Annotated in this window: 20 protein-coding genes; 5 read left to right on the top strand and 15 right to left on the bottom strand. The window is 55.1% G+C overall.

Going from position 1 to position 20,113, the window contains the following annotated elements; genetic code table 11:
* Window position 1: 1 nt before the first annotated feature.
* The 5 genes from EX31_RS07515 to EX31_RS07495 all read right to left on the bottom strand — a co-directional run bounded on the left by EX31_RS07515 (window position 2) and on the right by EX31_RS07495 (window position 5,694).
* A complete protein-coding gene (locus tag EX31_RS07515) occupies window positions 2-1,000 on the bottom strand; it encodes a 1-aminocyclopropane-1-carboxylate deaminase/D-cysteine desulfhydrase (RefSeq protein WP_015689960.1) in 999 nt (332 codons plus the stop codon).
* A 63-nt stretch (window positions 1,001-1,063) separates the two neighbouring features.
* A complete protein-coding gene (locus EX31_RS07510; RefSeq protein ID WP_037034094.1) occupies window positions 1,064-2,446 on the bottom strand; it encodes a M20 family metallopeptidase in 1,383 nt (460 codons plus the stop codon).
* On the bottom strand, window positions 2,443-3,357 hold the full coding sequence (locus tag EX31_RS07505) for an ABC transporter permease (protein WP_013575624.1): 915 nt from the start codon (window positions 3,355-3,357) through the stop codon (window positions 2,443-2,445). Before EX31_RS07505 ends, EX31_RS07510 begins: the two co-directional genes overlap by 4 nt.
* 1 nt (window position 3,358) lies before the next feature.
* On the bottom strand, window positions 3,359-4,204 hold the full coding sequence (locus EX31_RS07500) for an ABC transporter permease (protein WP_037034093.1): 846 nt from the start codon (window positions 4,202-4,204) through the stop codon (window positions 3,359-3,361).
* On the bottom strand, window positions 4,201-5,694 hold the full coding sequence (locus tag EX31_RS07495) for an ABC transporter substrate-binding protein (RefSeq protein WP_037034092.1): 1,494 nt from the start codon (window positions 5,692-5,694) through the stop codon (window positions 4,201-4,203). Before EX31_RS07495 ends, EX31_RS07500 begins: the two co-directional genes overlap by 4 nt.
* Window positions 5,695-5,881: 187 nt before the next feature.
* On the opposite strand from EX31_RS07495, the gene EX31_RS07490 reads away from it, so the two are divergent.
* A complete protein-coding gene (locus tag EX31_RS07490) occupies window positions 5,882-6,547 on the top strand; it encodes a GntR family transcriptional regulator (RefSeq protein ID WP_013575621.1) in 666 nt (221 codons plus the stop codon).
* Between the two features lie 65 nt (window positions 6,548-6,612).
* Here the strand turns inward: EX31_RS07490 and EX31_RS07485 are convergent, their stop codons facing one another.
* Together EX31_RS07485 and EX31_RS25965 are read right to left on the bottom strand one after the other, a co-directional pair.
* On the bottom strand, window positions 6,613-8,124 hold the full coding sequence (locus EX31_RS07485; protein ID WP_037034091.1) for an anion permease: 1,512 nt from the start codon (window positions 8,122-8,124) through the stop codon (window positions 6,613-6,615).
* 359 nt (window positions 8,125-8,483) lie between these two features.
* Window positions 8,484-8,663 (bottom strand): hypothetical protein, encoded by a 180-nt coding sequence (locus EX31_RS25965; RefSeq protein WP_134705688.1) that lies wholly within the window; start codon window positions 8,661-8,663, stop codon window positions 8,484-8,486.
* A 39-nt stretch (window positions 8,664-8,702) separates the two neighbouring features.
* On the opposite strand from EX31_RS25965, the gene EX31_RS07480 reads away from it, so the two are divergent.
* The 3 genes from EX31_RS07480 (at window position 8,703) to EX31_RS07470 (ending at window position 13,072) form a co-directional block, all read left to right on the top strand.
* Entirely contained in the window at window positions 8,703-11,480 is a 2,778-nt protein-coding gene (locus EX31_RS07480) for a flavocytochrome c (RefSeq protein WP_037034090.1), read from the top strand.
* Window positions 11,481-11,748: 268 nt separating this feature from the next.
* Window positions 11,749-12,627, top strand: a complete 879-nt coding sequence (locus EX31_RS07475; RefSeq protein WP_051931002.1) for a hypothetical protein — start codon at window positions 11,749-11,751, stop codon at window positions 12,625-12,627.
* Window positions 12,628-12,655: 28 nt separating this feature from the next.
* Window positions 12,656-13,072 (top strand): hypothetical protein, encoded by a 417-nt coding sequence (locus tag EX31_RS07470; RefSeq protein WP_037034089.1) that lies wholly within the window; start codon window positions 12,656-12,658, stop codon window positions 13,070-13,072.
* A gap of 25 nt (window positions 13,073-13,097) precedes the next feature.
* Here the strand turns inward: EX31_RS07470 and EX31_RS07465 are convergent, their stop codons facing one another.
* Window positions 13,098-13,985 (bottom strand): LysR family transcriptional regulator, encoded by an 888-nt coding sequence (locus EX31_RS07465; RefSeq protein ID WP_037034088.1) that lies wholly within the window; start codon window positions 13,983-13,985, stop codon window positions 13,098-13,100.
* A 105-nt stretch (window positions 13,986-14,090) separates the two neighbouring features.
* On the opposite strand from EX31_RS07465, the gene EX31_RS07460 reads away from it, so the two are divergent.
* Complete coding sequence (locus EX31_RS07460; protein ID WP_037034086.1) at window positions 14,091-14,735, top strand: NADPH-dependent F420 reductase; 645 nt, start codon at window positions 14,091-14,093, stop codon at window positions 14,733-14,735.
* A 132-nt stretch (window positions 14,736-14,867) separates the two neighbouring features.
* Here the strand turns inward: EX31_RS07460 and EX31_RS07455 are convergent, their stop codons facing one another.
* The 7 genes from EX31_RS07455 to EX31_RS07425 form a co-directional block, all read right to left on the bottom strand.
* Window positions 14,868-15,545, bottom strand: a complete 678-nt coding sequence (locus tag EX31_RS07455; RefSeq protein ID WP_037034085.1) for a DUF1989 domain-containing protein — start codon at window positions 15,543-15,545, stop codon at window positions 14,868-14,870.
* A 13-nt stretch (window positions 15,546-15,558) separates the two neighbouring features.
* The gene (locus EX31_RS07450) at window positions 15,559-16,224 is read right to left on the bottom strand and encodes an amino acid ABC transporter permease (protein ID WP_037034084.1); all 666 of its coding nucleotides are present in this window, start codon (window positions 16,222-16,224) and stop codon (window positions 15,559-15,561) included.
* Window positions 16,224-16,877, bottom strand: a complete 654-nt coding sequence (locus EX31_RS07445; RefSeq protein ID WP_037034083.1) for an amino acid ABC transporter permease — start codon at window positions 16,875-16,877, stop codon at window positions 16,224-16,226. Before EX31_RS07445 ends, EX31_RS07450 begins: the two co-directional genes overlap by 1 nt.
* 3 nt (window positions 16,878-16,880) lie before the next feature.
* Window positions 16,881-17,528, bottom strand: a complete 648-nt coding sequence (locus tag EX31_RS07440; protein WP_013575611.1) for an urea carboxylase-associated family protein — start codon at window positions 17,526-17,528, stop codon at window positions 16,881-16,883.
* On the bottom strand, window positions 17,512-18,141 hold the full coding sequence (locus EX31_RS07435; RefSeq protein ID WP_037034082.1) for a DUF1989 domain-containing protein: 630 nt from the start codon (window positions 18,139-18,141) through the stop codon (window positions 17,512-17,514). Before EX31_RS07435 ends, EX31_RS07440 begins: the two co-directional genes overlap by 17 nt.
* Window positions 18,142-18,144: 3 nt before the next feature.
* Window positions 18,145-18,981 (bottom strand): transporter substrate-binding domain-containing protein, encoded by an 837-nt coding sequence (locus tag EX31_RS07430; protein WP_013575609.1) that lies wholly within the window; start codon window positions 18,979-18,981, stop codon window positions 18,145-18,147.
* A 250-nt stretch (window positions 18,982-19,231) separates the two neighbouring features.
* Window positions 19,232-20,083: a MurR/RpiR family transcriptional regulator gene (locus EX31_RS07425; RefSeq protein WP_013575608.1), complete on the bottom strand. Its 852-nt coding sequence runs from the start codon at window positions 20,081-20,083 to the stop codon at window positions 19,232-19,234.
* Between the last annotated feature and the right edge of the window lie 30 nt (window positions 20,084-20,113).

The raw sequence follows: 20,113 nt of genomic DNA, 5'->3' as shown, positions 1-20,113 counted from the left end.
CTCAGTGCTCCAGCAAGGTCTGCGCAAAGGGATACAGCGCCGGTGAGCCGCCACAGTGCACGAAAATCACCCGTGAACCGGCGCTGATTTTGCCTTGCTCCACCAGACTGATCAGCCCGTGCATGGCTTTGCCGGTGTAGACCGGATCCAGCAGCAAACCTTCGGCCTGCGCAACGCGGTAGATGGCATCAATGCCGCCGTCAGACGGCACGCCGTAGGCGGTGCCGACAAATTCGTCTTCAATCCAGATATCGTCAGGCGTCCAGTGTTGTGGCCATTCCAGCAAATCAGCACAATCCTGCGCCATGGCGGAAATTCGAGTCCGGAACCATTCCGCTTTGGCGCTGACGCTGATACCCACGATTTTGGTGTCCGGCCAGTATTTACGTGCGCCGACATACAGCCCGGCCAGCGTACCGCCGGAACCGGTCGGCGCGACAATCACGTCAGGCGGCAACTGATGACGTTCTTTAAGCTGGGCGTCCATTTCTTCGATAGCGCGCACATAACCCAGCGCACCGAGCGGCGTGGCGCCGCCGAGCGGGATAATCAGCGCTTTTTCACCGCGTTCCTGTGCCGCGTCGGCATGGGCATTCATCGCCCCTTCAATCTGGGTGAAATAGCCGTCAGGGTCGAGAAACTCCAGCTCCGCGCCGAACAGCTTATCGAGCAAAAGATTGCCCTGATAGGTTTCCGGCTGATGGCCGCGCAGCACCAGCACCGGTTTCATGCCGAACTTACGCGCCGCAGCCGCCACCATCCGGGCGTGGTTGGACTGATGCCCGCCGGTGGTGATAACCACATTGACCTGCTTGCGGCAGGCATCGGCCATCAGATATTCCAGTTTGCGGACTTTATTACCGCCGCCGCCGAAGCCGGTGTAATCATCACGTTTGATATCCAGCGTGATGCCGAGTGAGTCGCCGAGTGTGCTCAGGCGTTCGAGCGGTGTGGGGAAGAATCCCAGTGAAACACGTTCAAAATCATCTGCTTGTTTCATCATATTTTTCCTGGTGATTATCTTTTAAAACATTCCCGGATGTTGACGCAAAGCCTCGCCGGATTATTCCGGCAAAGCAGAAAAAGGGGTGTCGCGGGCGTAAAAACGGATCCAGTCGGTGACGGATTGCTGAAAGCGTTCCAGCCCGCGCAGGGTGACAAATTCATTCACGCCGTGCGCATTGCCGCCGTGGCCGAGGCCGCCAATCAGAAAGGCCGGTGCGATGCGGGCAAAGGTATACGCCGGTGCGCAGCCGGGTGCCCACGGCCAGACCTGCGGTTGCGCGCCCTGAGCCTGATAGCTGGCGAGCAGGGCATCGACGCCGGGGCTGTTGCGCGGGAAACGGTGGCCGGGGTAACTGTCGTCCAGCTCAAGTTCCACGCCGTCGAATTCCGCCCGGCTGAGCGTCTGACGGATTGCCGCCAGCAGGTTTTCACCGTCAATGCCCGGCGGTACGCGCAGCGCGAGTTCCGCGCTGGCGCTGTGCGGGATCACGCCCCGCGCCTGTTGCGGAACACTGCAGATTTCTGAAATGTTGAGCACCGCGCCGTTGATCAGTTGTTGCAGGCAGGCCAGCGTATCGCCGCTGACCGATAATTTTTCACTGCGGCGAAAGTGCAGTTCATCGCTGATGCTGAACTGTTGCGCCAGGGTATGCAGCAGCCGGTTTGCCGGTTCATCCACCGTCTGACGGGCGATGACGCCGCTGTTTTCGGCGGGTGCAATGGCATGAAGGGCATGAACCAGCCGCCAGACGGGATTGGCAATCCAGTTGGCGTTACTGGCATGGATAGCCGCGTGAGGGCCACCCCATGCGCCGCCCCTGACCCGTAAACGGCCGCCGCTCAGTCCGCTGAAACCGAGATACACGCGAGGTGCGCCGCCGCCGTATTCACACAGCGAGGGGAAAAACACCGCCCCGGCGGACGGCACCGGACAGGGTTCCTGCGCCAGATAACGCCGCAACCGGCCACTGCCCGTTTCTTCCTCGCCTTCGAGAATGATCTCGAGATTAACGTCCGGCCCGCCTGCGTCGCACAGCGATTTTATCGCCATCAGCATGCCTGCCAGTGGCCCTTTATTGTTCTCTGCGCCGCGTGCGATATACACCGCACCGGTGCCCGGCCATTCGGCAATACCGCCGGTGAAGGGCGGGAATTCCCAGCCTTCGTCCGTGGCGGGCATCACGTCGTACATGTTGTACAGCACCAGCGTTTTTGCCGCCTGACGCTCAATGCGCATGTGCACCAGCGGCGGCGTGTTGTCGTCGTTCTGCTGGCTGACCGGCAATACCGGCACGCCGTGCAGATTCTGGCGGATCCAGTCTTCCAGCCACTGTGCCAGTTCGCGCTGCTGGCTGATCTGGCCGGAAACACTGGCGAACGGCGTCATCGCCTTGAGTAAATCGAGCGTCGGTTGCAGTGCCGGGGGAACGGGATGTGTCACAGGCGGATCCTCGGATTGAGTACCACATAGAGCAAATCGATAATCAGGTTAATGCCGACAAACACCAGCGCGGCGAGCAGCACAATGGCCTGTACCAGCGGAAAATCGCGGTTCTGGATCGCCTGAACGGCGAGGCGACCAATACCCGGCCAGGCAAAAATGATTTCGGTCACCAGCGCACCGCCAAGCAGCGAGGCGAAATACATTCCCTGCACGGTAATGACCGGGATCAGCGCATTGCGTAAACCGTGGCGAACCACAATCCGCCAGCGGCTCAGCCCTTTGGCGCGGGCGGTACGGATGTAATCTTGTTGCAGAACGTCAATCAGGCTGGCGCGGATCAGCCGCGCAATGGCGCTCATGTAATACGCGCCGAGGCTGATGGCAGGCATCACCAGCTGACTGGCGCTGCCATAACCGCCGGACGGCAACCAGCGCAGGTTCAGGCTGAAGGCGATGATCAGCAGCAGGCCAAGCCAGAACACTGGCACCGCCTGACCGCTGAAGGCCAGCAGGCGTGAGACCAGATCCCATAGTGTGTTCTGATATAACGCGCTGACGATGCCGAGCAGCAAACCGGCGACGGTGCTCCAGAGCAATGCGGTAATGGCCAGCAGCAGGGTGGCGGGAACGCGCTGGCCGATGAGTTCGGTGACCGGCTGGCTGTAGCGCAGTGATTCGCCCAGATCGCCCTGTAAAACACCGGTCAGATAATGCCAGTACTGCCACGTCAGTGAACGGTCAAAGCCCATGCTGTGGCGGAAATTGTCGATTTCCTGCTGGCTGGAGCCTGGCGGCATCATGACCGCAGCCGGATCGCCGGTCAGGTGCAGGCTGTAAAAAATCAGCAGCGACACGCCAAACATCACCAGCACTGACTGCCCGAGGCGTTGCAAGATATAACGCAGCATATCAGTCGAGCCTCGTGTGGGTTTTACGCAGCAGGCTGTCGCCGAGCAGGTTGCAGCCAATCACCAGTGCGGCAATCACCAGCCCCGGATACAGCACCAGCCACTGTGCGAGCAGCATATAAGAACGGCCTTCGCCGATCAGATTACCGAGCGTCGGCGTCGGCGGCTGAATGCCCATGCCGAGAAAACCAATCGAGGCTTCCAGCACGATCAGGCGCGGAATATCCAGCGTCAGCAGCACGATCAGCGGGGTCATCAGACTGGGCAGCACATGGCGCAGCAAAATGCGCGGGGTGGAAAATCCCATGGCTTTGACCGATTCGATAAATTCCAGCTCGCGGATTTCCAGTGTTTTGGCACGGGCGACACGGGCATAAATCGCCCAACTGGTCACGCCCATGATCACAATAATATTGGTGAGTGACGCGCCGAACAGCGCCATCACCAGCAGGATCAGCAGGATGAACGGCACCGCCAGCTGGATGTCCATCAGGCGCATGATCAGCGCGTCGAGCCAGCCGCCGGTATAACCGGCAATCATGCCCAGCGCCGAGCCCGTCACCGCCGCAATTAACGCTGCCAGCAACACCACCATCAGCGAAAGCCGCGTACCGGATAAAATACGCGACAGCAAATCGCGCCCCAGTTGATCGGTGCCCAGCAGATGATGGCCGCCCGGCGAGGAAAAGGCCGCAGCCAGATCATTGGTCAGCGGATCCGGCAGGGGCAGCCACGGCGCCAGCAGCGCCGGGACAATCACCAGTAGCAGCAACAGTCCGCCGAGGAGCCCGTCGCCGTAAAACCGGCTGCGGGATTTCCTTTGCAGGGTTGTACGCAGTGAAATCATTTCATCCTCAGGTCAAACAGCGGGATCCGCGAATCGGCGCGGCCGGTGAAGGTCACGTTGTCGGCACTGGCATACAGGGAATCTTCTTTGTACAGCGGAATAAGCGGTTGCTGACTGGCAACAACCTGCTGTATCTGCTGCAAAATCTTCTCACGTTTGGCCGGGTCGACCGTGGTACGGCTGCTGTTCAGCAGGGCATCCAGTTCAGGCGAGTTCACCGTAGAATACGGCTCGCCGGAGTGCAGGATCGGATAAAGCGCGGCATCGGCGTCCAGCGTCTGTGTTGATCCCCACGCCAGCATGTACATCGGTGCCTGTTTCTGCGCCGCGACCTGCTGGGTATAGACCGACCATTCCGGCACTTCGAGTTGTGCTTTCACGCCGATGGCTGCCAGATCCTGCACAATCGCCTGGGCGACGTCTGCACTGGCAATATAACGGCGGGGCGCCTGGAAGCGCAGGGTGAAGCCTTGCGGATAGCCCGCTTCTGCCAGTAACGCTTTGGCTTTGGCGATGTCCTGCGCCGGTGCAGGGATCGCCTCATAGCCAAAATCTTTCGGTCCGGCCATGGTGCCGGTCGGCGTGCCGAAACCGTGCAGTAAATCGCGGGTATAGGCCGTGCGGTTCAGCGCCAGTGATAATGCCTGACGGACGCGCACATCATTCAGCGGTTTCTGGTCGTTCTTCAGTCCGAGGTAAATGGTCAGTCCGCCATTTTTTACCTGTTCGAGATGCACGCCCGGTTTATTTTTCAGCGCTGGCACCAGATCGGCCGGTACGCCATCAACCAGTTGTACTTCGCCGGTCAGCAGGGCGGTGATGCGCCCGGTGGCCTCCGGGATCGGACGCCAGGTGACGGTATCGATGGCGGGCTTGCCGCGCCAGTAACCCGGATTGGCCTGCATCACCACTTTTTCATCGGGAATAAATGCGGTGAGGGTATACGCGCCGGAACCCACCGGTTTGCGGGCAAATTCCGCAGCACCGACCTTGGTGACATACGCCGGTGGCACAATATAGGTCGGGTAGCGACTCATGCGGGTTGGCAGCAGCGGGTCGGGGCCGGTGGTGTGGATTTTCACCTGATAATCGCCGGTAACTTCCACGGATTTGATGGTGCGGATATACGAAATGGTCGGCGCGTGATTCGCAGGATCCAGAATACGGTCGATAGAGAATTTCACCGCCTGCGCATTGACCGGCTCGCCGTCGCTGAACTTCACACCCTGACGCAGGGTGAACTCCCAGGTGGTATCATCGGGTGATTTCCAGCTTGTCGCCAGCCCCGGTTGCAACTGCATATTGGCGTCGCGCAGCACCAGCGTATCAAAGAGGTTATCCACCAGTGTGGCAGACTCTTTCAGGAAACCCGGGTCCATCGCCGTGGCGGAAGCTGGCTGGGCGATCACCAGTTCAGAGGCGAAAGCAGCCGGTGTTGTCAGGCTGATAAGCAGAGCCAGTGAAGCCGGTTTAAAGGCAGGTATTCTCATTACGGTCATTCCCAAAGTGAAGCCGCCAGAAGAGTTGACGGAATTAACGTGAAGGTTGTGCGTCACAAAAACGGTCAATCAGTATTCAATTCCTAAATACATGATATATCCTATATAATGTATTTTTGGCAAGCTACAGATTAAACCGCAAAAGAAAAGCCATTATTTTGCTAAAGGAAAACGTCAGATGTTTGAGATGGAAAAAGCGCAGCGTGTCAGCCTTACCATGCAGGTGGAGGCCAAACTGAAAGGGGCATTAATTGTCGGCGTACTCAAACCGGGCGCGCGGCTGGTGACCAAAGAAATTGCTGAAAAACTGGGCACCAGCGTGACGCCGGTGCGCGAAGCGTTGCTGCGTCTGGTGTCGGCGGGCGCGCTTGATGCGACGCCTGCACAGGCTTTTCTGGTGCCTAAAATTGCGCTGGCGCGGTATCAGGAAATCACCCTTATCCGCAAAAATCTTGAAGGGCTGGCGGTATCGCAAGCCTGCGGGCAGATCACTGCGCAACACCTCGCTTTACTGAAAACGCTGAATACCCGATTTATGGCGGCGAAAGTGGAAAATAACGTTGAGGACGCTTTAGAGGCTAACCGGGAGTTTCGTTTCACTCTGTATGAAATGGCCGCGATGCCCACGCTGACCGCGCTGATTGAGCAGTTGTGGGTGCAGATTGGTCCGTGTTTTAACTATCTTTATCCGCAGTCACCGCATATGGCGCAGGGCCAGCATAATTACGATCAACTGCTGGTGGCGCTGGAAGCGGGCGACGCTAAACGCTGCGTGAAGCTTATCCACAAATCGATTGATGACGGCGCAGCCATTCTCGGTAAGCATTATTTTCTACAGGAGTGACGGGCGGTTGCCGGGAGTCAGGAGGAATTGCCAGACTGCAACACGCAGTCTGGCAGAGTCGTTCATCAGAACATCAGCACCATCCACGGATAGGCAATCAGCATCATGCCGCCGAGGAAAATCGCGCCGAAGATGGTACCAAGGCGCCAGTAGTCTTTGGTTGGCAGATAGCCGCTACCGTAATAAATCGGGCTCGGGCCGGTGCCGTACGGGGTGATGATCCCCATCACGCCCAGCGAGGTCACCATCATCAGACAGTAAACCGGCATATTGATGCCCGGAATAGCCGCCGCAATGGTCAGCATCGCCGGTAACAGCGCGGTGGTATGCGCCGTGGTACTGGCGAACAGGTAGTGCAGCAGGAAGAACGCAATCAGCAGCATAACTGCCGCGACCTGCGGGTCGAATCCGTCGAGTAACTGACCGCCTTCTTTACCCAGCCAGGCAATAAAACCAACGCGGGCCAGACCATCCGCCAGCGCGACCAGCGTCGCAAACCACGCAAAGGTGTTCCAGGCCGGTTTATTACTGGTGATATCGTTCCAGTTCAGCACGCCGGTCCACAGCATCAGCACCACGACCAGCAACGCAGCCAGCGCGGGTTCAATCCACGCAGCGGCAAAAATCCACATCAGCAGCGCAGAACACACAAAGATCAGCAGCAGGATTTCGTTACGCGACAGCTTACCCAGTTTGTCGAGTTCGCTTTTCGCCCAGCGCGGCACCTCGTCATTAATCTTCACTTCCGGCGGATAGAACCAGTAGGCCAGCAAAGGCATGGTCAGGATCAGCAGCACCCCCAGCGGCAGGAACGCCAGGAACCACATACCCCAGGAAATCGTAAAGCCGGTGATACTTTTCACCAGCGCCAGTGCCAGCAGGTTCGGGGCCAGCGCCGACAGGAACATCGAACTGGTGATACAGGCGGCGGTAATCGCCACCCACATCAGATAAGAGCCGATTTTGCGCGCACTCGGGTCATTGGGTTTGGAGCCGTATAACGGCGGCAGGTTGGCGATGATCGGGTAAATGGTTCCGCCGCTGCGTGCGGTATTGGACGGCGTGAAAGGTGCCAGCAACAGATCCGCAAAGGTAATGGCGTAACCTAATGTCAGGCTGCGACGGCCAAGATATTTCACCAGAATCAGCGCCAGACGGCGACCAAACTGCGTTTTATCATATCCGGCGGCAAACATAAACGCGCCAAAAATCAGCCAGACCGTCGAGTTGCCGAAGCCGCTCACCGCCCATTTGAACGCCTCGGCGGGCATTTTAAATTTCGGGTTGGCGATTTCGGCCGGACTGAATAACAGCCACTGACTGAAGAGGGCGATCACCACCACGCCGGTCAGGCCGATCACGGCGCCGGGCAAGGGCTCGAAAATCAGGCCGACAATCACGCCGACAAAGATGGCGAAGAAATGCCACGCATAGGGTTCAAGCCCGGCGGGGACCGGCGTCAGCAGTAAAAGCACCGCCACCAGCACCGGCAGGAACAACATAATCAGACGTTTTTTTAGTCCCCCGGAGGCCGGATCGGCCTTGCCGGGAACATTCAATGTCGATGTGGGTTTCATAAATTTTGTCTGCCCGTAATTGAGTGTGAGCGTTACGCCACGGTTATCAAAGTTGGTGTTCTGATTCGGAAAACCATTAATTTTTTTCGATCTTAAATGCGTTAAGCGGTACGCAATGACAGCGGGTCCACTGTGACGAAATTAAGATATTACTTTTATTCTTAGCCTGAATGACGCAATACATTCACTTATATCAATACGGTATCATTACAATAAGTGTGGTTATTTATTTATCGAAATAATCCGTTTAAGTGAATGTAGAGTAAATTTGCGTAAACGCCAGTTGTTGCAGTCAACTCTATGATTTTGAAGGTGAGATTTTTTATGTTATTCTAATGTTGATTTTTGTCAACTCATCATTAACAATTGAAGGTGGCATGGGTTTCTGTGTCGGATAAATAAACAACTCCTGTTTCCAGCACGTTTATAACGCCAATTTCATCGCCTGATGCAAATAAATTAGCTAACAGATTTCTATATTCGCCTGCTTCGGATTGCTTAATTAAACGTAGTTTTTTTACGGTAAGTAATGCGGCCATGGAAAAATTCAAGACTTACAGATTTCGGAGTTGATCATAATGAATAAGCTGACACCGGTACTGAATCCGCTCACGCTGCCAAACGGTGCGGTACTGAAAAACCGTCTGCTGATGGCCCCGATGACTACCTGCACCGGCTTTTATGACGGTACCGTCACCAGTGAACTGGTGGAGTATTACCGTGACCGTGCTGGCAGCATCGGTACAATCATCGTCGAATGTTGCTTTATTGATCGCATGGGCCCGGCGTTTCCGGGTGCTATCGCTATCGACAGCGATAACAAAATTGCCGGTCTGAAGAAAATTGCCGATGCCATTAAATCCAAAGGCTCGAAAGCGATTTTACAGATTTACCACGGCGGCAGAATGGTGGAACCGGAGCTGATCGGCGGCCGTACGCCTGTCGCCCCAAGCGCCATCGCTGCACCCCGTGAAGGCGCGACCCGGCCAAAAGAACTGACCGGCGAAGAAGTGGAAACCATGATCACCAAATTTGGTGATGCCGTTAACCGCGCCATTAAAGCCGGTTTCGATGGTGTGGAAATCCACGGCGCAAACACCTATCTGATCCAGCAATTTTACTCGCCGAACTCCAACCAGCGCACCGACCAATGGGGCGGAGACCGCGACAAACGCGCCCGTTTCCCGCTGGAAGTGCTCGACATCACCCACAAAATGGCGGAGCGCTTTGCCGACGCCTCCTTTATTATCGGCTACCGTTTTTCGCCGGAAGAGCTGGAAGTGCCGGGCATCCGTTTTGACGACACGATGTATCTGCTGGAAAAACTCGCTGCGCGCGGGCTGGACTATGTGCATTTCTCGGTCGGACAACTGTTGCGTCCCTCTATCGTCGATACGCAGGACCCGACGCCGCTGATCACTAAATTCCGTGCCATGCGCTCTGAAACACTGGCGAAAGTGCCGGTGATTGGCGTCGGCGGCGTGATCAACAAAGCTGATGCCGAAAAAGGGCTGGAATACGGTTTTGATCTGATCGCGGTGGGTAAAGCCTGTATTGCTTATCCGGACTGGGCTGACCGCATCGTCAATAACGATCATCTTGAGCTGTTTATCGACAGCCATAAACGCGAAGAACTGAACATCCCTGAACCGCTGTGGCGCTTCTCTCTGGTTGACGCCATGATCCGCGACACCAGCGTCACCGGCCGTAAATACAAAGCCGGGGTGTATCAGGAGAAAGTCGAAGCCGAAGCGCTGAAACTGAAAATCAGCGTCACGCTCGACACTGACCGTATTACCGATATCGCGCTGGTGAAAGACGACTCGCTGGACGTCGATTTCACGACCACTTTCGAAAGCCTGCGTACGCGCATGCTGGTCGCCAACAGCCCGCATGTCGATGCCATCACCGGTGCGACCACCCAGAGTGAGGCGCTGAAAAAAGCCGTTTCCCGCGCGCTGGCAACTTCCAGCAAAGAACACGTCATTGAAGAAGGCGGCAACCCGCAGGCACCGCAAAACTACGATGTCGTGGTGATCGGCAGCGGCGGCGCAGGGCTGGCTGCAGCGATTCAGGCGCACGACGAAGGCGCGCATGTGGTCATTATCGAGAAGATGCCCACTATCGGCGGCAATACCATCAAAGCCTCCGTCGGGATGAACGCCGCAGAAACCCGTTTCCAGAAACTGAAAGGCATCGAAGACAGCAAAGACCTGTTCTATGAAGAAACGCTGAAAGGCGGCAAGTTCAAAAACAACCCGGTGCTGCTGAGAGAGTTTGTGGAACTGGCACCGGAAGCCGTCGAATGGCTGGCGGCGAAAGAGATTGAACTGAATGACATCACCATCACCGGCGGGATGAGTATCGACCGAACACACCGTCCGGCGGATCGTTCCGCCGTTGGTGGTTTCCTGATCAGCGGCCTGGTGAAAAATATCAACAAGCGCGATATCGAAGTGCTGCTTGAAACCTCCGTCGCCGAAATCCTGTCCGAAAACGGCGTGGTGACCGGCGTGAAAGTGGTGGATGAATATAATGACAGCCGCATTCTGAATGCGAAAAGCGTGATTGTCGCCACCGGCGGTTTCAGTGCTAACCGCGAGATGGTGGTGAAATATCGCCCGGAACTGGACGGTTTTGTGACCACCAACCATGCCGGTGCGACCGGCAGCGGGATTGCCTTGCTACAGAAACTGGGCGCGGACACGGTGGATATGGGTGAAATCCAGATCCACCCGACGGTGGAACAGACCACGTCTTATCTGATTTCCGAAGCCATTCGCGGCGGCGGTGCGATCCTGATCAGCCAGGCCGGAAAGCGTTTCTATAACGAGATGGAAACCCGCGATAAAGTCTCGGCTGAAATCATCGCCTTACCGGAGAAAAGTGCGTGGGTGATCTTCGATGAACAGGTGCGGTCGAATAACAGAGCGGCTGACGAGTATATCGCCAAAGGCTTTGTGATAAGCGCGCCAACGCCGGAGAAACTGGCAGTAAAACTCAATATGGATCCTCGCACGTTGTCGGAAACCCTCCTGCGCTACAATCTGTTTGTGGTGGAGAAAAAGGACGAAGACTTTGGCCGTACCACTGCGCTGCGCCATCCGCTCAATCAGGGGCCGTTCTTTGCCATCCGCATCGCGCCGGGCGTGCATCACACCATGGGCGGTGTGACCATCAACCCGGATACCGCCGTGCTTGATGCGCAAAAACAGGTGATCACCGGTGCCTGGGCCGCAGGCGAAGTGGTCGGCGGCATCCATGGCGCAAACCGCATCGGCGGTAACGCTGTCGCCGATATCATTATCTTCGGCATTCTCGCCGGTAAGAATGCGGCGGCGCTGGCGAAGCGGTAAGCGACAGAAGGTTAATGCTTTAAAATGAAAAACCCACGTGTGAGCGTGGGTTTTTTTATGGGTTACGATAAGCTGAAAAGTTTAACATCATAATCTGCATAAATTGATAAAAATATTTAATAGAAATCTTGTATTTGTTTACCTCAAGGTTTTGCGCTATAACTTCTGCAATTATAAAATATTAATCAGGGACTCTTTCTGGCAGGGTTATTATACCTGGAGTCCCTCAATCAGTCTGTCATAATATACTGTGATAGCATGGGGGTATATGAGTAAACGCAGCGATATTACCAATTCCATGATAGGGAATGTACGTGGTAAAGGTTTAGTCTACACTAATGTTCTTGGCTGGATAGATATGGGGCATGCGCGGGGAACAGATGCCCGTAAACTTAAAGAAATTCTTTTTAAAGAAAAAGGGGTAAGATATTTCCGGGAGCTAAACGAATGGTATTTTCCTGTCGATTATTACCAGGAAATGTATGCTCCAGTTCATAAAAGTTCGCGTACAAATCTTTGGGCTGGTATTCACGCCCCTTTAATGGTGCGCTCATGTCTTAGTGACAACCTGAAAAAACGCATTGCTTTAACCATTATGATGAAAACAGCATGGAGATTTGAAGCGTTTCAGGATTCCTCACTAATCAAATGGCGGACTGACAGTGGTTTCAGTTGCGAAGATCTGGTATCAGATTTAGTTGGTTTTTATCGAGTGTTTGGTGAAGGAATAGACCCTTTGATTTTGTCGCAACCAACAGATATTGTTTATAGCCTGTCTATTTGGGATCACTATGGACCAGTAGGACGCCACAAAAATACAGCATTCAGACCTCTGCTATTCCCAAAACCATCACCCGGAAAAAAAACAATGCCGAGGTTAGGATTTCTTCCTTCATGGTTAGATTATATCAAGCCTTTAAATGATTTATCGAGCTGGTATTTATCTAATCGTTATCTAAACAGACCCGTGAAAAATATGTTTGATGATAAAAATAAACTTAATGGAAACGTGTACTTGTCCCTCAGAAAGGGGTTCCAAAAAAATACAGAACTCAAAATGCCTTCACATTACCCTATTTTTCCTCATCATCCGAGGTCCCCAGACTATTTTTACATTGGCGGTGATAACCCCATGCCGATCTGGTGAGTCAATTAAAGTGTATGCAGAGGGTTATATGCAAAAAATAGTTAAGTGGTCCGGATGTTTTATAGCAATATTAGTTATGATATTTATGTGCCATATAGTATTAAGCTTGTATTTGTTTGGTTATATTTCTGATGGAAGAGAATATCGCAAATCAAATTGGGTTGATTATTATTATCTTACGCCTGATGTTATTAAAAATGCGCCTGAAATTTCCAGTGATGCTATTTATTATGTGCAAGGTGGTGATGAAAATACCTTCTTAGAGGAAAAGGTCACCTGGACTCAGGTAAAAGATGTTCCACAGGCAGTGAAAGTACTGAAAACCTATTTAGTTGAAAGTGGTATTGATGTTGAAGCACGTTATAACATTGGTGAGCGATACTTTATTATTCCTTATGAGGATAAAGTGAGTCTGTTGATAAATACTTGCATGAAAAATTGCTGACAACGAGATCAGAAATTTTGTCGTTTCAGCCGAAAGCCTCCCGCACCGCCTGAATAAAACTGCGGATCTTCACGGTCTGTCGCAGACCGGCGGGTGTGAGGATATGCATGGGTCTTGACGGCCCGTCGTAATCAGGTAATACCTGCACCAGCCGTCCGGCGTTGATCTCTTCGCGCAGCACATCTTCCGGCCCCAGCGTCACGCCGTATCCGCTGACGGCGGCGTGCAGCAGTGCGCGCCAGTCATTCGAGCGCAGACGGCCCTGCGGATGGATTTCCTGCATTCTGCCTTCCTGGTAAAATTGCCAGCGGCAGGGGGCCTGTGGCGACCAGATTCCGTAAACCAGACAGGAATGCGTCGCCAGTTCCGCCGGGGTTTCCGGTGCGCCATTTTGTGCAAGATAGCCCGGCGAGGCACAGGCAATCAGCCGGTATGGCCGCAGCGGATAAGCAATCATCTGGCTGTCACTCAGTTCGCCAATGCGCAGGATCACCTCGTAGCCTTCCTCGACCGGATCGACCATGCGATCGCTGAGCGTCAGTTCAATCTGCGTCTCCGGATACTGCGCCAGATACTGTGTAATGAATGGCGCCAGTGACGACGTTCCGAAGGTGACCGGCGCATTCACCCGTAACGTGCCGGAAGGTGTGACTTTCATCTCCAGCGCGATAGCATCCGCCGCTTCGGCTTCTAAAAGTACGATTTTACAGCGTTCATAATAGCTGCGTCCGATGTCTGTCAGGTGCTGACGCCGCGTCGTGCGGTTGATCAGTGCCGTCCCCAGCCGCGATTCCAGTCGGGCGATATGTTTGGCCACCATCTGCGGGGAAATACGCAATGCTTCTGCTGCTGCCGCGAAAGAACCCAGATCAGCGGTTCTGACGAACACGTTCATGCTGGTTAAGCGATCCATGATTCCCTCTTGTTTGTTGTTTGTTTATGTCTGTGGTGGTGATTTATCAATGTTCAGTGTGGAATTATTCTTACCCTATCGACAACAAAATGAAAGGTAAGAATCATGAAAATAGGCATTTTGGGTGCAGGGTTCGTAGGCCGGGCGGTGGCAAAACTGGCGATCAAAGCCGGACATCAGGTGATGCTGAGTAATTCTCGCGGTCCTCAGACGTTGTTCAGCCTGAAGCCGATGATCGGTTGTGAAATCGGTACCGCGACGCAAGCGGCTGCTTTTGGCGATATCGTGGTGATTGCCGTGCCGCTGACGGCTATCGGACAACTGCCCGTGGCGGAGATTGCCGGAAAACCGGTCATCGATGCCGTAAATTATTACCCTGAACGTGACGGTCAGGTGGCAGAACTGGACGATCAGACAACGACTACCAGCGAATATCTCGCGGGCTTCCTGCCGCATTCAGAAATCACCAAAGCATTCAATGCGATTCAGATGACCGATCTCGAAAACGACGGTTTACCCGCTGGCGACCCGCAACGTCGCGCTCTGCCCGTAGCCGGTGATGATGCGGAAACGAAAAAGGCGGTGATCGCGCTGTATGACGCCTTTGGCTTTGACGCCGTCGATGCAGGCGCTCTTTCCGAAGGCTGGCGCTTCCAGCGCGGCATGCCGTCTTATTGTGTGCGGATGACGCAAAGTGAATTACGGGAAGTGCTGGAAGGCGCAGTAAGGCCGGAACCTGCGAGAAGATAAAAGGGCGGTTTTACCCCTCAAAAATTTTAAATGTGCTTAGGCTGAGATAACGTTTGAAACCCTCTCCCAACTTCCCCCTTCACAGGGGGAAGCGTTGATCAAGCATCAGCGAGTTTGGCTTTTCTTCTGCTTTTAAACCCCCTCCGGCACCCACGCGCCCTGCAATTTCACCTGCGGGAAGCCTGCTGTCAGAATGCGCAATTCGGCATCGCGCGGAGTGTTGTCGCCCTGGCCCTGAATGCTGACGATGTCCTGCGGGCAGGCGGAGAAGGCGACGTAGCAGTCCATTTCGGCGCGCAGGATAATGTAGTCGCCAGGGCGCGTCACCACCGGCAAGGTTTTCAGGGTGCGGCCATCCGGCTGAACCTGAATGTTCATGAAGATGTTGAACGAGGCCAGATTGCCGTGCGGCAGTGTTACGCCCAGTTCCGCCATGCCTTCAAACAGGTTGTCGTGGCAGTTGCGGTGCGGTTCGGTGCAGCCGAGTAACTCGTAACGACGCGCATCGCACGCGGCCATAAAGGTGTCGTGCACGCCGGGTGAGATGTCGGCGACCAGCGTCAGAATCGGGTGGCGCTGGCTGGTGATAAAGCTGTCACCGACCTGCGGATTCAGCCGCTGGTTCCAGACACGGGTGGCTTCCATACACATATATTCACTGACGTCTTCGGCGTTATACGCCCAGCAATCCACCACCTGGGTGCCGTACAAATTCACCACCTGCACGGCTTCGCCTTTCGCCAGACGCACGGCTTTACCGTGGCGGGCGGCAATCAACTGGATGTCACGATGCTCAAATTCAGCCGACATTTTTTTCTCCTGATTAATGTTGCATGCTGCGACGGTAGCGCGTCATGCGAAATTCAATATGGCGCGCCAGCCAGTCAATCAGACTGTTCAGCACCCAGTAACACAGCGCGACCGTGAGATAAATCTCCAGCGGCGCGTAAGTCTCAGAAATCGCCTGTTTGGCGGCGTACATAAACTCCTGCACCGATACAATCGACAGCAGGGCGGAGTCTTTAATCAGGCCGATCATCAGCCCCACCAGTGGCGATAACATCTGCGGCAGCGTTTGTGGCAACACCACGTCGCGAAGTTGTTCCGTGCGGCTCAGCCCTAAAACACGACAGGCTTCCCACTGGCCGCGCGGTAACATCTCAATCGCCGAGCGTACGACCTGCGCGATATACGGCGCGTAATACAACGTCAGTGCCAGCACGCCGACCTGCGGCGAGGTAAAGGTGATGTCGTATTCCGGCAGGACGAAATAGAGCAGATAAATAACGATCAGCAGCGGAAGCGCCAGCGTCAGGCTGGTGTAAAGATGCAGCAACCGTTGCCAGAATGGCGGGGCACGCATCAGCGCGACGGCCATCAGCGTGCCCCATAACAGCGAGCAGATCGCCGCAATGGCACAGAGTTTTAACGTGGCAATCATGCCTGCGCCGAGCGACGGTAATGCGGTAAGAATTGCCTGCCAGTCCATTACGCCATCCTCCGTTTGGCTTCCAGATGCCGTACCGCGCTGATCAGCGGCAGGGCGATCAGCAGATACCCGGCTGACACCAGCAGCAGCACCTGAGTGGCGTCGTAAGTGCGGGCGATAACGATTTGTCCGGCATAGGTCAGTTCGGTCAGCGCCACCACGGACGCCAGCGGCGTAGTCTTCAGCAAAATCGTAAACTCGTTCACCAGCATCGGCAGGCTGGCGCGGATCACCTGCGGGTTGATCACATACCACCACGTCAGCCAGCGGTTCAGCCCCAGCGTGCGCGCCGCTTCACGTTGTCCGCGGGTCACCAGACTCTGATTAACCCGCAAGATTTCCGCGACGTAAGCGCCGCTGTTCAGGCCAATCGCCAGCACCGCCGCCAGCATTGGCTGACCGCCGAGGCCGAGACGCGGCAGGGTGAAGAACACCACAAAGAGCTGCACGATAGCCGGTGTGCCACGCATCAGGCTGACATACAACCGCCCGGTGACGCGCCACAGCCAGGCATTGCGTAGCTGGATAAAGCAGATGATTTGCCCGCACACCAGGCTCAGCAGCGCCGCCAGTACGGTAAGTGTCAGCGTCATCAGCAGGCCATGGCCTAATTCGGGAAGTGCTGCAATCACCTGGTCATCCAGCCCCAACATGCGTTATTCCTCGTCAAATGCTGACAGATTTTCCGCGACCGAAAGCTTCAGCGGCGCGGGTTTATCGTTGCCTTCAATACCGGTGCAGCAGGCAGAAACCACAAAGACGGTATCGGCCACCACGCGACAGGTAATGCTGTCGCCCGGCTGCGTGCGGTTGGTTTCCGGCAAAATATCACCTTCTCGCGTCAGCCGGACGTGCATGAACAGATTGATGGGATCCGGCAGTTTCGGCACATTCATGCCCAGCCGTGCCAGTTCACTTTTTACCGACTCAATGCAGCCATCCCCCTGATAACCACGCTCAGCCAGCCATGCGGTGGTCGAACCCGGCAGCAGCAGGTCATGGCGTTTTACGCTGTCCTTCCCCAGCACCATTACCGGACGACGGCGGTTATTCACCAGACGCATCCCAGAACCCAGCAGATAGCTGTTGCTGAATACGCGGGTGTGATGAACCGACAGCCAGACGGCAGGGTCGCTCAGGCTGAAGCCAAACAGTGAGGCCACCGCGCCTTCGCCCGCTGCCGTGATGCGCAACAGTTGCCCGCGCAGCACGCGAATGGAGCCCGTCTCACCGGCTTTAATATCCACCGGCCCGGCCAGCGGACGGACTTCACTTTCGGCCCAGGCCTCACGCATTAACAGCATGCTGAATCTCCCCGTGGTAATGATTGCTGACCTGAATATCAACCGGCGTGACCTGCAAACCGTTGCCGGGAATGATGTCCTGCGGGCAGGACGACACCGCGCAAATCAGGTCACACAGCGCTTCAAAGACAATACAGTCACCGGCTTTACTGTTCGGGTCAGTGACTTCCATGCGGCCATCGGCGGTGACCGGCCCGTTCTGGAACAGGTTGAACGGTTCCGGCAGGCTGAAATAGGTCACACCGTGTGCCTTCATGCCATCAAGCAGGTTATCGACGCAGTTGCGATGGCCTTCAACACCGAAATCGATACTGAAACGCGTGCGGTCGCAGGCCGGAACATTGGCGTCATGAATACCAATGGTGTCGGCGATGATGCGCAACATCGGGCGGTTTTCACTCGACCACAGCGCATCTCCGGGTTTGAAGAACAGCGAGCGCAGATGCTGACGCGTATGCACCGGCGACAGTTTTTCATTCAGGTCAGCGGCATTCACGGCCACAAAATCGGCGGCCTGCTGACCTTCGGCATCAATGACGGTAATAAATTGCCCTTTGTTCACGGTAAAGGTTTTGCCGTGACCGGCGGGCACCGTCAGCAGGGATTGGCACATAACTTACTCCTGAGGAATGAAATCGCTGGCGGGCACGGTAAAGGTGGTGCCGAGATACTGTTTTTGCAGCGTGGTGAGTTCGCCGTCTTTCTGCATCGCCAAAATATGATCGCTGATGGCTTTGTTCAGGCGGGTGTCGTCTTTACGTGTTGCCCACGCCATCCACTGTGACGGGCCAGCTTCGCCAACCTGAGCCACTTTGTTCGGGTATTTTTTAACGATCGGTGCGAGCACCGAAATGTCGTCAAACACGAAATCGGCGCGTTTAGTCATCAGCGTGCTGACGGTCTGATCCAGCGTATCCACGCTGATGATGGTGATCGGCTTCTTGCCTTCTTTGGTCAGCGTTTCGTTAAAGCCCTTGAGCAACTGTTCCGGCACGCTGGCGCTTTTCACGGCTCCGCTCAGGCCAGACAACTGTTCCGGCGACAACGTTTTGCCGCTGAATTTTTTCACATCGGCCTCGCGCACCAGCACACCATTGACGGTTTTGCTGTAAGGCACCGTGAACAGCACTTTTTTGGCGCGTTCGGCGGTGACGTTAAGGGAAGAACCTTCGGCATTGAATGAGCCGGAGATCAGGCCGGGCAGAATGCCGCTGAACGCGGTTTTCTGAAACTCCAGTTTCACGCCGAGGTCTTTGGCGAAAGATTGCATGATCGCCACGCTGTAGCCGGTGATCTCGCCTTTATCGTTGGTGAATTCATAAGGCGGGAAGGTCGGGTCGATGCCGACGGTGATTTTACCGCTGCTTTTGATGTCTGACAGCGTATCAGCTTGTGCGGTGCCAGCCGCGCCAGCCGTGATTAAAGCGGCGATCAGCAATGCTATTTTTTTCATTATGGTGATTCCCTGGTGTTGGTGAAATGTCACTGACCACAGAGCAGTTTCCATGCCACTTTTTTAATCAGTCGCAGCCTGAATATGACGGGAAACATTTTTTTCTTCCATAATCAATGAGAAACAAATGTTTCTTATTTTAATATTTATATTTCTAGGGTTTCATCGGGAGGAATGAAAAAGCGGCGAAAAAATCCGCCGATGCACTGATTTGGGGATAAGTGTTCAGCCGTTGCGCCAGTGCGGCGCATTACTCCAGTTCTTCGAGGCTCTGGTGCAGGGTTTCGATGGTGGCGAGATGGTAGCTGCCGGTTTTACCCATGCGACGGGCGACCAGTGAACAGAGCAGGTTACAGACGCCGGAAAGCGCCACGGTGCTGTCGAAAATCAGATTAACGTCGGTATGACAGCGCAAGACCCAGTTGGCATATTTCGCCGGTTTACCCGCCAGCACATCGGAGATATACAGCATCGGCACCTGCATGTCAGCCAGGGCACTCATGGCGGTTTCCAGTGCAGGCATACGACGGCGCAGCCCGACGCAGATCACCACATCCTGCGGACCAAGCGCTGCCAGATGTTCTGCCAGCGAATCACCGGCGCGCGGCAGCAGGCGTACGTCGGGGTGAACGTGGATTAGGTCGCGGTAAATCAGCATGGCGATGGTCTGACTGTGACGCCAGCCCATCACCACCACACGTTTCGCGTTGGCAATGGCCTCCACGCAGGCTTCAAGCTGGTCGTCTTCCAGTAAACGGAACGTGTTCACCAGGCTGGAGACCTCTTTTTCCAGATGATTTTGTATCAGCGTGCCCAGGGGCGAAGCGCTGGGTGCGGCCTGAAGATACAGAGGCGAGCCGCTGTTTTGCATTTCACGCGCCTGACGGCGGGCAGCATCGTAACTTTCATAACCGATATGGCGAAAGAATCGCGTGGCAGTCGCTTTGGATACGCCCGCGCTCTGCGCCAGTTCAGTCGCGGTATTCATCGCCAGCTGGCCCGGCGCGGCTAACAGGACGTCGGCTAAACGTTGTTCGTGCAACGAAAGCTGATCCCATTGCTGCCGGATACGGCTTTCCAGCGATGCCGTTTTTGCGCTCATGAATGATCCCCGGAAAGAAAAAACTCATCC

The sequence above is a fragment of the Rahnella sp. WP5 genome (assembly GCF_000745615.1).
GTDB lineage: Bacteria > Pseudomonadota > Gammaproteobacteria > Enterobacterales > Enterobacteriaceae > Rahnella > Rahnella aceris.
The sequence above is the reverse complement of the archived record's forward strand: the minus strand, read 5'-3'. Positions and strand labels throughout refer to the sequence as shown.

Excerpts from the sequence above, each read along its gene's own strand:
- EX31_RS07490 (WP_013575621.1), top strand. The coding sequence starts at position 5,882 with ATGTTTGAGATGGAAAAAGCGCAGCGTGTCAGCCTTACCATGCAGGTG.
- EX31_RS07475 (WP_051931002.1), top strand. The coding sequence starts at position 11,749 with ATGAGTAAACGCAGCGATATTACCAATTCCATGATAGGGAATGTACGT.
- EX31_RS07455 (WP_037034085.1), bottom strand. The coding sequence starts at position 15,545 with ATGTCGGCTGAATTTGAGCATCGTGACATCCAGTTGATTGCCGCCCGC.
- EX31_RS07500 (WP_037034093.1), bottom strand. The coding sequence starts at position 4,204 with ATGATTTCACTGCGTACAACCCTGCAAAGGAAATCCCGCAGCCGGTTT.
- EX31_RS07430 (WP_013575609.1), bottom strand. The coding sequence starts at position 18,981 with ATGAAAAAAATAGCATTGCTGATCGCCGCTTTAATCACGGCTGGCGCG.
- EX31_RS07485 (WP_037034091.1), bottom strand. The coding sequence starts at position 8,124 with ATGAAACCCACATCGACATTGAATGTTCCCGGCAAGGCCGATCCGGCC.
- EX31_RS07460 (WP_037034086.1), top strand. The coding sequence starts at position 14,091 with ATGAAAATAGGCATTTTGGGTGCAGGGTTCGTAGGCCGGGCGGTGGCA.
- EX31_RS07470 (WP_037034089.1), top strand. The coding sequence starts at position 12,656 with ATGCAAAAAATAGTTAAGTGGTCCGGATGTTTTATAGCAATATTAGTT.
- EX31_RS07505 (WP_013575624.1), bottom strand. The coding sequence starts at position 3,357 with ATGCTGCGTTATATCTTGCAACGCCTCGGGCAGTCAGTGCTGGTGATG.
- EX31_RS07425 (WP_013575608.1), bottom strand. The coding sequence starts at position 20,083 with ATGAGCGCAAAAACGGCATCGCTGGAAAGCCGTATCCGGCAGCAATGG.
- EX31_RS07465 (WP_037034088.1), bottom strand. The coding sequence starts at position 13,985 with ATGGATCGCTTAACCAGCATGAACGTGTTCGTCAGAACCGCTGATCTG.
- EX31_RS07495 (WP_037034092.1), bottom strand. The coding sequence starts at position 5,694 with ATGAGAATACCTGCCTTTAAACCGGCTTCACTGGCTCTGCTTATCAGC.
- EX31_RS07450 (WP_037034084.1), bottom strand. The coding sequence starts at position 16,224 with ATGGACTGGCAGGCAATTCTTACCGCATTACCGTCGCTCGGCGCAGGC.
- EX31_RS07440 (WP_013575611.1), bottom strand. The coding sequence starts at position 17,528 with ATGCTGTTAATGCGTGAGGCCTGGGCCGAAAGTGAAGTCCGTCCGCTG.
- EX31_RS25965 (WP_134705688.1), bottom strand. The coding sequence starts at position 8,663 with ATGGCCGCATTACTTACCGTAAAAAAACTACGTTTAATTAAGCAATCC.
- EX31_RS07435 (WP_037034082.1), bottom strand. The coding sequence starts at position 18,141 with ATGTGCCAATCCCTGCTGACGGTGCCCGCCGGTCACGGCAAAACCTTT.
- EX31_RS07480 (WP_037034090.1), top strand. The coding sequence starts at position 8,703 with ATGAATAAGCTGACACCGGTACTGAATCCGCTCACGCTGCCAAACGGT.
- EX31_RS07515 (WP_015689960.1), bottom strand. The coding sequence starts at position 1,000 with ATGAAACAAGCAGATGATTTTGAACGTGTTTCACTGGGATTCTTCCCC.
- EX31_RS07445 (WP_037034083.1), bottom strand. The coding sequence starts at position 16,877 with ATGTTGGGGCTGGATGACCAGGTGATTGCAGCACTTCCCGAATTAGGC.